This is a genomic window from Trichococcus flocculiformis (assembly GCF_900113645.1).
Lineage (GTDB): Bacteria > Bacillota > Bacilli > Lactobacillales > Aerococcaceae > Trichococcus > Trichococcus flocculiformis.
Genome location: NZ_FOQC01000009.1, coordinates 28,048 through 41,010, shown reverse-complemented (window position 1 = coordinate 41,010; position 12,963 = coordinate 28,048). Strand labels below are relative to the sequence as shown.

The 12,963-nt window shown below is 45.9% G+C and carries 12 protein-coding genes; 1 reads left to right on the top strand and 11 read right to left on the bottom strand.

Going from position 1 to position 12,963, the window contains the following annotated elements; translation table 11 throughout:
* Nucleotides 1–150 precede the first annotated feature (150 nt).
* Complete coding sequence (gene htpX / locus BMZ71_RS05475) at nucleotides 151–1,059, bottom strand: zinc metalloprotease HtpX (protein WP_068560236.1); 909 nt, start codon at nucleotides 1,057–1,059, stop codon at nucleotides 151–153.
* A gap of 36 nt (nucleotides 1,060–1,095) precedes the next feature.
* Nucleotides 1,096–1,653, bottom strand: a complete 558-nt coding sequence (locus BMZ71_RS05470) for a LemA family protein (protein ID WP_086988887.1) — start codon at nucleotides 1,651–1,653, stop codon at nucleotides 1,096–1,098.
* Between the two features lie 182 nt (nucleotides 1,654–1,835).
* Here BMZ71_RS05470 and BMZ71_RS05465 point away from each other — a divergent pair, with 182 nt between their 5' ends.
* Nucleotides 1,836–2,612, top strand: a complete 777-nt coding sequence (locus tag BMZ71_RS05465; RefSeq protein WP_086988886.1) for an SMI1/KNR4 family protein — start codon at nucleotides 1,836–1,838, stop codon at nucleotides 2,610–2,612.
* Nucleotides 2,613–2,841: 229 nt separating this feature from the next.
* On the opposite strand, the gene BMZ71_RS15280 is transcribed toward BMZ71_RS05465, so the two are convergent.
* From BMZ71_RS15280 to fba, 9 genes are all read right to left on the bottom strand, one after another.
* Complete coding sequence (locus tag BMZ71_RS15280; protein ID WP_177187505.1) at nucleotides 2,842–3,975, bottom strand: YdeI/OmpD-associated family protein; 1,134 nt, start codon at nucleotides 3,973–3,975, stop codon at nucleotides 2,842–2,844.
* 393 nt (nucleotides 3,976–4,368) lie between these two features.
* Nucleotides 4,369–5,607, bottom strand: coding sequence for a group II intron reverse transcriptase/maturase (gene ltrA / locus BMZ71_RS05455; protein WP_086988885.1), 1,239 nt, complete (start codon nucleotides 5,605–5,607; stop codon nucleotides 4,369–4,371).
* Between the two features lie 549 nt (nucleotides 5,608–6,156).
* On the bottom strand, nucleotides 6,157–6,603 hold the full coding sequence (locus BMZ71_RS15275; RefSeq protein ID WP_245734390.1) for a group II intron maturase-specific domain-containing protein: 447 nt from the start codon (nucleotides 6,601–6,603) through the stop codon (nucleotides 6,157–6,159).
* Nucleotides 6,534–7,448, bottom strand: coding sequence for a group II intron reverse transcriptase/maturase (gene ltrA / locus BMZ71_RS05450; protein ID WP_245734389.1), 915 nt, complete (start codon nucleotides 7,446–7,448; stop codon nucleotides 6,534–6,536). Before ltrA (BMZ71_RS05450) ends, BMZ71_RS15275 begins: the two co-directional genes overlap by 70 nt.
* A gap of 548 nt (nucleotides 7,449–7,996) precedes the next feature.
* Entirely contained in the window at nucleotides 7,997–8,260 is a 264-nt protein-coding gene (locus BMZ71_RS05445) for a type B 50S ribosomal protein L31 (protein ID WP_068562339.1), read from the bottom strand.
* A gap of 215 nt (nucleotides 8,261–8,475) precedes the next feature.
* Nucleotides 8,476–8,847, bottom strand: coding sequence for a DUF6568 family protein (locus BMZ71_RS05440; RefSeq protein WP_068562338.1), 372 nt, complete (start codon nucleotides 8,845–8,847; stop codon nucleotides 8,476–8,478).
* Between the two features lie 96 nt (nucleotides 8,848–8,943).
* Entirely contained in the window at nucleotides 8,944–10,203 is a 1,260-nt protein-coding gene (gene rho, locus BMZ71_RS05435) for a transcription termination factor Rho (protein ID WP_086988884.1), read from the bottom strand.
* 134 nt (nucleotides 10,204–10,337) lie between these two features.
* Nucleotides 10,338–11,609 (bottom strand): UDP-N-acetylglucosamine 1-carboxyvinyltransferase, encoded by a 1,272-nt coding sequence (locus tag BMZ71_RS05430; protein WP_068562336.1) that lies wholly within the window; start codon nucleotides 11,607–11,609, stop codon nucleotides 10,338–10,340.
* Nucleotides 11,610–12,050: 441 nt separating this feature from the next.
* Nucleotides 12,051–12,908, bottom strand: coding sequence for a class II fructose-1,6-bisphosphate aldolase (gene fba, locus BMZ71_RS05425; RefSeq protein WP_086943769.1), 858 nt, complete (start codon nucleotides 12,906–12,908; stop codon nucleotides 12,051–12,053).
* Nucleotides 12,909–12,963 lie beyond the last annotated feature (55 nt).

Genomic DNA, 12,963 nt, shown 5'->3' with positions numbered 1-12,963 from the left:
TTAATATTATTACAAATCCGTATCTTTTACAAAGATAATTTGCCTTTTTCTCCTATTTTTTTTCACAGCAACAAATTGAAAGGGTTTTCAAATCAAAACCCGAACTATATTGGTTCAATTTGATTGAAACGTCCGAAAAAAAGAAGCTATTTACATAGCTTCTAATCGTTTGATTCGGTTTGCCGTTGAGGGGTGTGTCGAAAACAGACCGTCACTTTCTGCTTCACCTTCCCTCATCCGTTTGAAGGGATTCACAATGTAGAGCGAGGCGCTGGCAGCATTCGCCGCCTCCATCGGTTCGCTTGTCGCTATTTTGATTAAAGCGGATTTCAGCCCTTCCGGATTGCGCGTGAACTCGACAGCACTCGCATCCGCCAAATATTCCCGGTTGCGGGACAGCGCCAGACGGATGATCGTGGCTACAAAAGGCGACAAGACAAGAATCAGCAAGGAAAGGATCAGCAATATGATGCCCGCTCCTCCGCTGTTATCGCTTTTGCGTCGTCGGCCGCCGCCACCCCAGAACATCATCCGGGTGCTGAATTGGGCCAAAAATGCGATCAACCCCGCAATCGCCAAAGCGACAGTGGATAGGCGGATGTCGTAGTTGCGGATATGCGCAAACTCATGCGCCAACACACCTGTCAGTTCTTCCCGGTTCAGTTTTTTCAATAAGCCGGTCGTCACAGCAACCGATGCCTTTTCCGGCGAATTTCCGGCAGCAAAAGCATTCGGACTTTCATCCTCGATGATGAAGATTCTCGGGAACGGCAACCGTGTCACAATCGTCAGTTCTTCCACAATATTCCAAAGCATCGGGAATTGCGCTTTATCGGTTATTTCCCGGGCATTGTTCAAGCTCATGACCACTTGGGTGGATTGTGCCACCATGATGGCGACGTAGGCCACTCCGATAGTCAGCGCAAGCGCAAGCCCGGACAAGGCATTATCCCAATTCAGATAGCCGATGGCCGCCCCCAGTGCCGCAAACAGGAGAAAGAATAAGAAGACAATCAGTACGGTGCGCCGTTTATTCTGCTCAATTTGTTGATGGAGCAAGGGTACTCACCAACTTTCCATCAAAATCATATTTTCTCAGAACGATACTTTCGGTACATTCTTTTCTTCTTCCGGAGTAGCCAGAACGACTTCCGGACGGAAACCATGGACATTTGCCACAATATTGCTCGGGAATGTGCCTAGTTTGATGTTGTATTGTGTGACACTGGAATTGTACAGTTGGCGCGCATACGCGATTTTATTTTCAGTAGCGGACAATTCTTCCTGTAAAGCCAAGAAATTCTGGTTCGCCTTCAGATCAGGGTATGCTTCCGCCAAAGCAAATACGGTCCGCAATTGATTCGAAAGCTGATTGGACAATTCCATCTTCTTGGCCGGATCTTCCGTTCCCATATCCGAAATCAGATTGCGCAAATTGATGACTTTCGTCAAAGTTTCTTGCTCATACTTCGCATAACCTTTGACTGTTTCAACGATGTTCGGGATCAGGTCGTTCCTGCGTTTCAGTTGGACATCGATTTGACTCCAAGCCTCTGTTACCCATAATCTATTTTTCACAAGACTGTTATACAACGAAACCCATACTGCCCCGATGATCGCTGCCACTACAATGATTCCTATTAACCATTCCATTTTGCTCACAACTCCCTTTCTCTCGCGCCGCCTCTGCAGCTGACCTAGACAACTTTCCGTCTACACCTTCCATTATAGAAGAATCTATTCGTTTTGTAAAAAAATAGACGAACGATTTCTGCGCCGAAAAGTTCCGGCATCTGTGCTATCATGAAGGAAAGAAAAATAGATGAGGTGTACTTATGTATTTTATCCCGCAACATACTTTTAAAAATCTGCCCATCCTCTTCAAAACTGATCTTTTGTACAAAGGTGTCACTGCAGTTCATCTGCCACAGGTTTATCTTGACCTGCTGGCAGAACAGAATGGCGGCTATCTGTTGTGCTCCCGCATCCCGACCAAAGAGCCGACATCGGATGGCCTCGATTATGCAGCAGTCCATGAAATTTTGGGTCTTCACGACAATCGCCCGAACAGCCTGTATGCCCAGCAAGCAGTTATCCGTTCAGCAGGACTGCCGGATTATTTCGTGCTTTTCAGTATCAACGGAAGCCAACTCTTTGCCTTCGACTATTCAAAATTATCCCTGACCGGCGAACCCAGCATCCGCTACATCGATATCGAAACGGAAAATTGGCAGACAGTCGCTGCAGATTTCGATCAATTTCTGCAGCTCTTGAATCCCGCGCCCATTGCCGTTCCTGAAGAGATCCGGCTTACGCACACGGAAGGCGCGCACGCCTTTTTGCTGGCCGACGCCGCAGGATTGCCGGAACTGTTTCTGCATTTCGAGGATGACCCGGACAAACAATGGTATCTCCAATGGATTGCTTATTTTTCTGACCATCCCGATCCGGCTTGCCGAAGCATCGCCTGCGAAGCTTTGGAAACGCAGATACTCTACTTCCGGAACGAACTGCCGGATAACGTTACGGACGTACTGGCGAATTTCCTTGCCGATTCTGATCCTGCGATCCAAAAGCTGGCTCGAACGCTGGAAAAAGAACTGGCGGGTTAGTGAACGCAGAAGTGCAGAATCAGTCACTGCTCCGGCGAGGACTCGCTCGCCGGAGCTGGGGCCGCGAAAACATCGGCACTTCCGATGAGGAAAGGCTCACCGTAGAAGAATCTGCGAAAGCTGTCGGAACTCCGGCGAAGCCTCCGTTCATCGGAGAAGCGACATTCTTAAAAAAAACTACTTCCAAAAACAGGGGACAGCCGCATGCGGCCGCCCCCTGTTTTTGTGCTTATTCTTGTTCCCTCAGCCATTGCTGATAAAGGTTCTTTGTCTTGTGGCCTTTGCCGAGGATATCCAGCATTTCCGTCTTGCGTTTTTCCTGCGTAGCGGGCTGTTTGGCGCTGTAAATGTAGCGGGCCCAATCCCGCTGATAGCCCGGTGTCAGTTCTGCATAAAACTTCGCAGTCTTCGGATGCTCCGCATCCAGATATTCCTTCACATCCGGAATAAATTTCTCATAGTCGGCCACATTGCCGCTGCTCGCTTTGGTCGCTTTACCTTTGCCTTTGACAGCATTTTTCAGCCCGACGAGCGTGAACGTATCATCTAGCTTGACCATCCGCGCAAATTTCAAGGTACTGTCGCCGACATAACCGTTGCCGTCGTCCACACCCAGACTCGGAAAGATAGCATCGCGATGTACCGATGTGTCATAGGTTTTGTTCCCGATTTTCGGATAAGCGATATAAAGGTAGCCTTCCGGATTCAGGCGATCGTGGGTGATCGTATCCCGGACGCGTGCCTTCAGTTCCTCCAGTGTCAGGACGTAGGAAAAAATCAGATCGTATTTTCCTGCATCCACATCCGTATCATAGGAATCCAACTCCGCAAAATCATCCGCCACGGCGCGCTCTTTCCCCAGGACGGCACGCTTTTGGAATTTTTCGAATCCCAACCGCTTCGCAACGGAAGCAGCAGCCGGAAGTGTTTTGTCAGCTGCCTCTCCTCCGTAAAGCTGCTTCGCATGAGCGATGTCTTCCCGGATCATCTCCTTCAGCACAGCTGTATCAATGTCGGAAAGCTTGTTGACGTACACGCAGCCCTTTCCGGTTTTGTGTTTGCCGAGCTTCGCAAGTAACTCCTTCCGCCTTTCGTCGGGCAGCATAAAATAAAGCGTCAGTGCGGTCTTGCGCGGCGAAAAGGCGGCCAGAGGCGCATCGCCTTCATGACCGGCCGCATACCGGTAGTGGTACTTCCCGAATCCGATGATGCTCGGTCCCCACATCTTGGCTTCCTCTCCGGTCACTTCCGCAAACAACGACAACAGCGCATAAGCATCCTCTTTCTTTTGAGGCTGTTGGATTTCCTCGATGAACTCCTCCACGGACACTTCCGTGGGCTTGGTTTTAGGTTCGTATGCCATCTTCGCTTCCCCTCTCGTTCCTTGTTAAAGCTATCATAGCAAACCCACCGATTCCCCGCAAAATCTAAGCCCAGCTGACGGCTGGTTGACCGGAAATACAGCGTTCCTCCGGTGAACGCAGGCTTCGCCGGAGTTCGGCCCACATTTTTAGCCTTCAGTTTCGATGGGGTCGGGCTCATCGGAACTGGGCCCATCAAATTACCGGCGTACTCCGGGGAGCGGTCCCTCCCCGGAGCTGACGCACCTACCCAGAAAAACCGGTAGAAAATCGAGTAGGAGGAGCCAACAGGCTCCGACCTCTCAGTCGAGTAGCACTTAGGAATTTCACCTAAATGCTCTCACAGAACCGTACGTGAACCTCTCGATTCATACGGCTCATATCACTCACCTTACTTATGGCATTAAATTGAGAGTCCAATGTGGAAACATGTTGGGCTCTCTCTTTGCCACCTCTATTAACCATTCTCTTGCTCTCTTTGGATGTCCTCTAAATCTTTTATATTTTCGAGTAGCCCACTTAACTAATCTTCTATTTAGTACATCTAACGAACTCTTGAGTTGGCTTCTATTGTATCTTCCGAAGTAGTTAATCCATCCTCTTACTATGGGATTTATTATTTGAGATATTATTTGAATAGTACTTCCCGTCATTTTATGTATTTGTAGATTTTTCAATTTAGTTCTGAAAGCTTTCTCCGACTGTTTGCTTACGGCTGGAAGAAAATTGAATTGCAGTCTCCCTGTTCTATCTTTGATAAACCTCTTCTTGAAAGTGTATCCCAGAAAGTCAAAAGAGGTAACAGGATACGTGCACTTTCTGTCTTTATCACTACAATATACAATTTTCGTTTTATCAGGATGAAGTTCAAGCCCACATTGTTTTAGACGTCTATCAAGTGATTCAAGAATATTCCGGCATTCTATTTCTGATTTACAGTGGATTATTGCATCATCTGCATATCTTTCAAAAGGAGATTTTGGGAAATAAATGTCCATCCACTTATCAAAAGCATAATGCATAAATAAATTTGCTAGAACGGGACTTACTACACCACCTTGTGGTGTTCCGCTTTCTCTCTTGACCTCTTCACCATTTCTATTTACAAAAGGTGTTTTCAACCACCTCTCTATATAGAGAATTAGCCAGTCTTCCTTTATGTGCTTGTGAACAGCTACCATGAGCAGATCATGAGGAATATTGTCAAATAAACCCTTGATATCAAATTCCAAAACATAATCGTATTTCCAACATCTCGTTCTGGCTTGTCCTACTGCATCTAAAGCGGACCTATTTGACCTATATCCGTAAGAGTCTTTATGAAAAATAGGCTCCAATGATGATTCCAGATAGTATTTCACTACGGTTTGCGCTATTCTGTCGGATACCGTAGGTATTCCTAGTGTCCTTGTACCGCCATTTTTCTTCGGTATTTCAACCATTTTTACTGGAGGCGGAAAATAGGTACCCGAACTCATCCGATTCCATATTTTATATAGGTTAGCCGATAGATTTTCATCGAATGCTTCAAAATCTTGCCCATCTATTCCAGCACTGCCTTTATTGGCTTTTGCTTTCTTATAGGCCTCAAATACTGTCCTTTTGGGAATAATGTAAGGTTTGCTGTTGTTCATCTGTTCCTCCTGCTTTCTAACAGTTGACTTTTTACTTTCAGCTAAATGATATAACCCCTTCACTCCACTATCATTACAATAGCTTCTTCATTACTACGGGTTATTCCGCCCCTATACAGCACATCACTACTTTCGGTCTTATCTTTCTGTGACTTGTACCTTTTCGTTTATCATTGCTGTCTAGGTTCCTGTGTTTCACATCGAAGCCTGTTATGCATTCATGCCGCCTTAATACCGGATGCCGAGTAGCCAACAGGCAGTTTGGTCGCTACTCTTGTCCTTGATGAGTGGTGAAGTTCAAGTTTTGACATCGTTTTACGCTATCGATACTTCATCAGCGGTTCACTTGCGTTCATCTCTACATAACCTACATGACCATTATTTATGGCCTTTTCCATAGTTGCTCACTACCATAGCTCTTTACTACAGCAGCACTAGGTTGTTTAATAAGTCTGCCTGCCACAGCCCTTATTGGAGGGCCTTCCTCCATCTTCGATGTGCCTTTGCACAGCACACCACCACCGTGCGTACGGTTCCGTACACGGCGGTTCAATAACTTAAGTATCTGTGCTGGTAAAGTTGATTAAGGTCTTTCAGACCCCAACTTGCCAGCCTTTTGTTGTTAATGGCCCGGTGAATGGTCTGGTTCTTAGACATTCTCCAGTAGCCTTTACGGGAATTCGCAACTTTCCAAGCTTCTTCCCTGTCGATGCCATAACGCATCAATCTGTAGAAGCGGGTAGAGACTCTTTTCCATCTCTTCCAAATGAGTTGTCTTAGTCGGTGTTTCAGCCATTGGGCTGTCTCCCTAATAAAGTTTTTCATATCCCCAATGCCATAGTAGTTTATCCAACCATGTGTATACTGATTGATTTCTTTTACTATGTCCAGAAAAGTTCCTGGTCGTTTCCGACTGGTCAGATGTCTTAATCGTTTGCGGAATTTTTGTTTAGCCGTCTTATGTGGACGGCTTCTGACTTTCCCATCGTTTTCCAAATAGTGAACCCGAGGAATTTAGCACTACCTGGGGTAGTGACTTTACTCTTATCGGTATTTACCATCAGCTTCAATTTCTTTTCCAGGAAGGTCGTGACACTAGCTAGCACTCGTTCTCCCGCACGAGGAGTCTTCACGTATATGCAGAAATCATCTGCATAACGGACGAAGCGATGGCCTCGTTTTTCCAATTCCCTGTCCAGTTGATTGAGATAGATATTGGCTAAGAGCGGGGAGAATACCCCTCCTTGCGGAGTGCCCTTGTAGGATTGGATAAATACATCCTGCTCCATGATGCCTGAACGAAGAAAACTCCAGATTAACTTCAAAACAATCTCATCTTGTATGAATTCCCTCAGGTACACCATCAGTTTTTGATGGTTCACCATATCGAAGTAATTCTTCAAGTCACAATCGACGATAGTTTTGTATCCATCTTCAATGTATTTCTCGGCTTGTTTGATTGCATCATGTGCGCTTCTTCCTTTTCGGAAGCCGAAACTGTACTTGGAAAAGTGTGGGTCAATCAGCGGTTCGATTATCTGTAGGATGGCCTGTTGTACGACTCTATCTCTCACAACAGGAATTCCTAGATTACGCATACTGCCATTTTCCTTGGGTATAGATACCCGCTTAACCGGTTGTGGCTCATAGGTTCCATCCAATAATTTCGCAATGATCGCCTTTTGGTATTTGGCCATATGTTCATCTATTTCAAAAACCGTTATGCCGTCTATACCTGCAGCGCCTTTATTTTTGTAGACTTTCTCGCAAGCAACCATTAGGTTGCTTGGTGTTGCGATTTTCTCGATTAACGTGATACCATCTTGTTTCTTCATATCCATGCTGTATCTCTCTACGCTTCTCCATATCTCTTTCGTTTCCAACTTATCCCTTCTGGAGACAGCCGTCATTTGGTCTATACCACGACGTTTTCTGTAGTACCGAGATACATTCACCTCCTTGTTTCTATCAAGATTATTATTGTTCAGCCCTTCGTAACCCTTAGGTCACTACTATGGCTTCTGCTGACTTCTTATGGCAAGCTTTACTCCATGATTCCTCATGTCCATAAGACCTCCCCGGGTAAGAATGATAACCTTCCACTCATGTCACCGCCTCATCTACTGTAGGAGATTCGTGCAGTATAGGACTTTACTTTGTTTGGCAAGCTCGTCCGTCTCCATTCAGCCTCATATGAGATTTCTGTCCGTCAGTGCGAGTGTTTGCGTCCGACTTCCTTCAGATTCCACCTCACGGTGGACACCCTTGTCATTCACTAACAGTTCCTACTGCCAAGTCTGTAGTGGACTTTCACCACCAAGTTATCACCCATGCCGGGCACACCAAAAAAAGAGCTCTCCCGAAACCGGGAAAGCTCTCTTCAAAAAGATTATGCTTGTTCTTCGTTGTTTTTGAAACCGTATTTCTTGTTGAAGCGGTCCACACGGCCATCGGCTTGCGTGAATTTTTGACGTCCAGTATAGAATGGGTGTGAATCAGAAGAAATTTCTACACGGATCATTGGGTAAGTGTTGCCATCTTCCCATTCAACCTTTTCGCTTGAACCTTTTGTTGAACCTGATAAAAATTTGAATCCTGTAGTTGTATCCATGAATACAACTGGTTGGTAATTTGGATGGATTTCTTGTTTCATGTCTCTTTCGCTCCTTTTGCCCTGGATTATTTACTAAGCCAGAGTTGTCATTTTGTAATAAAAGGCCTACCGCAGGGTAATCCTTTTTAACGTTAAAATGATACCACGCAAACAGCAAGAATGCAATGATAAATTTTAAAAACGCGCTCCCGCTCTTGTAGTCAGTGCCCTGAAAAACACATTTGCTACGGTTTAGTATTGTCTAGCTTCACGGGTCAGCTTTTCTTATCCAGAATTGCCGTAATCTCTTCTTCCGAAAGGCTGCTGTCGGCATTCAGATTCGTAAATTGGCCCGGACCATCGATCGTCACAAGCGCAGGCACCGTACGGACACCCATTCTGTCGCGCAGACTTTGGATTGCAGGGTCTGTCGGTGTGTTCAGGCTGTCCAGATAATGGATCGTCAAGTTCTTTTCTTTGCGGACTTTGTCTAATTTAGGGACAAATTTCCGGCAATAGGGGCAAACGGCTTTCCCGAGATAAACGATCGTTTTTTCGCCGGCAGCCAATTTTTCTTCAAACTCTTCAGCCGTGATCTCTATGAACTCTTTTGTGTCTTCTTCGTAATTTCCTTTATTGAAAAGCATTTGAAAACCTCCAGTTTTGCGTTTTGATAGTCCCACTATACCGGGAAGCTAAAAAAAATGCTCATAATTTGCTCGCGCGCCTTGAGGGACGCCTCGCTATTTCATCAACGCAATCCGCTTCAGCAGAGCTTCGTTGTTTTCGGTCGTGTTCATTTGTTTCAAGAAACTCTCAGTGTATTCCAAAGTATCCCCGCGCATGCTGCGGCGGACTTTGTAGATACTTTCCATCGTTTTCGCATCCAGCAGGAGGTCTTCTCTGCGGGTGCCCGATTTTTTGATATCAATGGCTGGGAAGATGCGTCGTTCCGACAATTCACGGGAAAGCACAAGTTCCATGTTCCCTGTTCCCTTGAATTCTTCGTAGATGACTTCATCCATCCGGCTGCCGGTGTCGACAAGCGCCGTTGCGATAATCGTCAGACTGCCGCCATCCTCAATATTCCGGGCTGCACCAAAGAAACGTTTTGGACGATAAAAGGCTGCCGGATCGATCCCACCACTCAACGTACGGCCGCTTGGCGGAATAACCAAGTTATAGGCACGGGCCAAACGCGTTAGGCTATCCATCAAGATGACCACATCCCGTTTGTCTTCAACAAGGCGCATGGCTCTTTCCAGGACAAGTTCCGCCACCCGGACATGATTTGCCGGTTGCTGGTCAAAGGTCGAGGAGACAACATCCCCCTTCACACTGCGCTCGATATCCGTCACTTCTTCGGGACGCTCATCGATGAGCAGCATGATCAGTTCGACATCAGGATGATTGGTGGTGATGCCATTCGCGATTTCTTTCAACAGCGTCGTTTTCCCTGCTTTAGGAGGCGCAACAATCATCCCACGTTGTCCGAAACCGATGGGCGAGAACAAATCGATCATCCGAGCAGTAACGTTTGTACGTGCGGTCTCTAACTTCATCTGCTGATTCGGATAAATCGGTGTCAGCCCCGGAAAGTGCGAGCGTTCTTTGGCTTGCTCAGGCCGTTTCCCATTGACGGTGCTGACTTGCATCAGGCCGTAATAACGTTCGGATGCTTTTGGAGGTCTGGCCTTTCCGGCTACTTTATCTCCATTGCGCAGATCGAAGCGTCTGATTTGCGAAGTCGATATGTAAATGTCTTCTTGGCTCGGCGAATAGTTGATCGGCCTTAAAAAGCCGAACCCTTCCTGAGCGACGATATCCAAAACACCCTCGGTCATGAAGAATCCTTGTTTTTCCTCTTGAGCACGGATAACGGCCAAGGACAATTCTTTTTTGTTCATTTGGCTGTAGTAGGGAATCTTCAGTTCTCTGGCATAGGTGTATATTTCTTTCAGTGTCTTACTTTCCAACTCATGCAAGGTAAGCATATCTTCCAAACAATTCCACCTTCCTCTCTTATCATTCTGATGATGCTTATCTTAGGCAAGTGTACACTATAAGATATTCAAAGCACCTTCAAAGTCGGTTGCTGCTTTGAAGGTGCTTTGCATATCGTGTAGCGCTGAGAAGTTTATTCTTCGTCTTCGATCATTTTGATGTCTGCGCCCAAAGCGGTCAGTTTTTCGACGATATGATCATATCCGCGCAGGATATTCTCGATACCGGAAATCGTGGTTGTACCCTCCGCCATCAAGCCGGCGATGACCAAGCAGGCTCCTGCACGCAAATCGCTGGCCGTGACTTCTGCACCGGTCAGTTTGTTGGGACCTTGCATGAAGATCATGTCACTTTCCACCTTAGCATTCGCACCCATTCTGCGGAGTTCCGGGATATGGTTGACGCGTTTCGGATAGATCGTATCGATGATGGTACCGTCACCGCTCGCTTTCAATAAGAGCGGCGTCAGTGGTTGCTGCAAATCAGTCGCAAAACCAGGATAAGGCAACGTTTTGATATGGACCATCTTCAGATTATCGGATTTCTTGACCAGAATACTATCCTCACCGATTTCCATATCCACCCCCATCTCTTCCATTTTTGCGATCAGGCTTTCGATATGCTCAACAATCACATTCTTCACAAGTACCCGCTCACCCACTGCAGCCGCAGCAGCAAGATAAGTCCCCGCTTCGATGCGGTCAGGGATCACGGTGTGTCTGCAGCCATGCAGGTTTTCCACACCTTCGATACGGATAATATCGGTACCGGCTCCGCGGATTTTTGCTCCCATGTTGTTCAATAAGATACAGACATCGATGATTTCCGGCTCTTTGGCCACATTCTCGATAATTGTTTTACCTTTCGCTTTGACAGCTGCCAAGATCGTGTTGATTGTCGCCCCGATCGAAACAACGTCAAGATAAATACGCTCGCCTTTCAGACCCTCTTCCGGAGTCGTCAGGTAGATGGCGCCCATTTCATTGCGCGCTGTCGCGCCCAACGCCTCGAATCCTTTGATGTGCTGGTCGATCGGTCTCGGGCCCAAGAAGCAGCCTCCAGGCAGTCCAATGACACCTTCACCGAATTTTGAAAGAATAGCTCCCATAAAATAATACGAAGCACGCAAGCTTTTGATCTTTCCGGTAGGCATGGGAATGGAAATCATGTTGGTCGGATCGATTGTGATGATGCCCTCATCCTCATCAAAAGACACCTCGACGTTGAAATCCTCAAGGATATCTATCAGAGAGTGCACATCCTGAATGTTTGGGATGCCTTCCAAGATGACGGGGGAGTCCGCCAAAATGGCAGCCGGAATCAGCGCGACCGTACTGTTTTTCGCTCCACTGATCGTGATTTCACCGTTCAACGGTTTATTCCCCTCTATAACTAATTTTTTCATAAAAAAGCCTCACTTCATGTTTAGTTGTCGAACGAAAAAGCGTCCGGAAATAAATGGAATCGCTCACACGTCTTGCGTAGTGCAGAAAAACGTTGCTACGATACCTGCATACCATTATTTTTAAGTTCATTTGATTCATTGTGTATCATCTCTAATTTTAACAAAAATATAGGGGCGATTACTAGTTTTTTGTGCAGACGTTCGTTTTCCGCTACATTTCTCAATTTGATAAGATCCAGCAGCGTAAAAAGAAAATTCTTGAGCAATCATTATGCTTCAAGTGAATACAGTTGTACCTACTTTATGACCTTATGGTAACACAAACTCAGGAATATATGGAAACCGGGGCCGCTGATGCACATGCTTTTTTGGGGAAATAAAAACAAAAAAAGGAGGTCCGGAACATAGGTCCCAGACCTCCTCGAAGATCGTTTGATTAAATTAAGCTTTGTTGCTTGAACCGAAAACTTGCATTCTTTCTTTAACAACTGCAACGATAGCTTCTTTACCAGGTCCGATAACTTTACGTGGATCGTAAACGTTAGCGTCTGTAGCTAATTTTTCTCTTACAGCAGCTGTAAAGACTTGTTGACATTCAGTGTTTACGTTGATTTTTGAATGTCCGAACTCGATAGCTTTTTTGATTTGGTGTTCTGGAATTCCTGAACCACCGTGCAATACTAATGGTTTGTGAGTCAATTCAGAAATTTCTTTCATTTCGTCGAAACCAAGTACAGGTTCGCCAGAGTAAGGTCCGTGTACAGAACCTAAAGCAGCAGCCAATGCATCGATAGCTGTTTCAGTAGTCAAACGTAGGCATTCAGCTGGATCAGCGTATTGGATTCCGCCAGTGATTCCGTCTTCAGTACCGCCGACAGTTCCGATTTCAGCTTCTACAGAAGCGCCTTTAGAGTGTGCGTACTCAACTACTAATTTAGTTTGTGCAATGTTTTCATCGATAGGGTAATGTGATTTGTCGATCATTACAGATGAGTAACCAGCATCGATAGCGGATTTGCAGCTTTCAAAGCTTGTACCGTGGTCAAGATGTAATGCTACAGGAACAGTGATGTCCATAGTTTCTAATAAAGCATTAGTCATAGCTGCAACAACTAAGTGTCCGCCCATGTATTTTGCTGCGCCTTCAGAAACACCCAAAATAACTGGAGATTTTTCTTCTTGTGCAGCTTGCAATACAGCTTGTGTCCACTCAAGGTTGTTGATGTTGAATTGTCCTACGGCATACTTTCCTTCTAACGCTTTGTTTAACATATCTGTCATACTTACTAAACGACTCATTCTTGTTGCCTCCTTGGAATCCATTGGTCTATATTTCTTACAACACACCTATTTT

Bases quoted from the DNA above. Each gene is read 5' to 3' on its own strand.
- BMZ71_RS05470 (WP_086988887.1), bottom strand. From the start codon at position 1,653: ATGGAATGGTTAATAGGAATCATTGTAGTGGCAGCGATCATCGGGGCA.
- BMZ71_RS05465 (WP_086988886.1), top strand. From the start codon at position 1,836: ATGTATTTTATCCCGCAACATACTTTTAAAAATCTGCCCATCCTCTTC.
- BMZ71_RS15280 (WP_177187505.1), bottom strand. From the start codon at position 3,975: ATGGCATACGAACCTAAAACCAAGCCCACGGAAGTGTCCGTGGAGGAG.
- ltrA (WP_086988885.1), bottom strand. From the start codon at position 5,607: ATGAACAACAGCAAACCTTACATTATTCCCAAAAGGACAGTATTTGAG.
- ltrA (WP_245734389.1), bottom strand. From the start codon at position 7,448: ATGGATATGAAGAAACAAGATGGTATCACGTTAATCGAGAAAATCGCA.
- BMZ71_RS05445 (WP_068562339.1), bottom strand. From the start codon at position 8,260: ATGAAACAAGAAATCCATCCAAATTACCAACCAGTTGTATTCATGGAT.
- BMZ71_RS05440 (WP_068562338.1), bottom strand. From the start codon at position 8,847: ATGCTTTTCAATAAAGGAAATTACGAAGAAGACACAAAAGAGTTCATA.
- BMZ71_RS05430 (WP_068562336.1), bottom strand. From the start codon at position 11,609: ATGAAAAAATTAGTTATAGAGGGGAATAAACCGTTGAACGGTGAAATC.
- fba (WP_086943769.1), bottom strand. From the start codon at position 12,908: ATGAGTCGTTTAGTAAGTATGACAGATATGTTAAACAAAGCGTTAGAA.